Consider the following 717-nt stretch of genomic DNA (forward strand, 5'->3'; position numbering starts at 1 on the left):
CCCGGGGTAGGGCAGGCCCTCCGGCGGGCCGTACACCGGGTCCACGGCCATGCCGGAGAGCGTGGTGAAGTCCGCGTCCCGCTTGCGGGCGGCGTCGTAGCGGGCCTGCCAGCGGGCCCGACCGGCGGCGATCTCGTCGGCGTCCATGCGCGGAGCTCCTCCTCGAGTCCTCGACTGAAGACCGAGTGTAGAACGGATACCTGAACGATCGATAAGGACGTGGGTACCGGCCGGTAACCTGACTCAGGCCGACGGTGCCGCCGGCCCGCCCAGGGCCACGTCGTCGACCCGGATGTTGATCTCGTCGACCCGCAGCCCGTACGCCTCGACCGCCTCCGTGACCTTCACCCGGACCGCGTCGGTCACCTCGGGGACCGGCCGGCCGCCGTCGATCACGATGACCAGGTTGACCAGCGCCGCGCCGTTGGTGACGTGCGCCGAGCAGCCCCGCCGGGCGTCGCCGACCTGGTCCAGCCCGACCCGGTCCAGCACCGCGTTGAAGAACCGCGCCACGTCGCCACCGAGCTCGGCCACCCCGGGCACGGACTTCGCGGCGGCCACCGCGATCTTCTCCACCACCTCGTCGGAGACGTGCGTCGCACCGCCCGCCACCGCGTCCGGCAGCACCGACAGCTCCTGGGTCGCCTCGTCAGCCATGCTCTCCCGCCCACTCGTCCTGCCCCACGACCGCCATGAGGCGGTGCGAGCGTACTAGTT

1 protein-coding gene is annotated in these 717 nt (G+C 72.1%); it reads right to left on the reverse strand.

Translation table 11 applies throughout. The features are described 5' to 3' along the window. Positions 1-243 precede the first annotated feature (243 nt). Positions 244-657 (reverse strand): Asp23/Gls24 family envelope stress response protein, encoded by a 414-nt coding sequence (locus tag FXF52_RS41205; RefSeq protein WP_148805062.1) that lies wholly within the window; start codon positions 655-657, stop codon positions 244-246. Positions 658-717 lie beyond the last annotated feature (60 nt).

Source organism: Micromonospora sp. MP36 (assembly GCF_008119785.1).
Classification (GTDB): domain Bacteria; phylum Actinomycetota; class Actinomycetes; order Mycobacteriales; family Micromonosporaceae; genus Micromonospora.

What these genes read in the sequence shown, in the direction of transcription:
- FXF52_RS41205 (WP_148805062.1), bottom strand. Translation starts at nt 657, where the DNA reads ATGGCTGACGAGGCGACCCAGGAGCTGTCGGTGCTGCCGGACGCGGTG.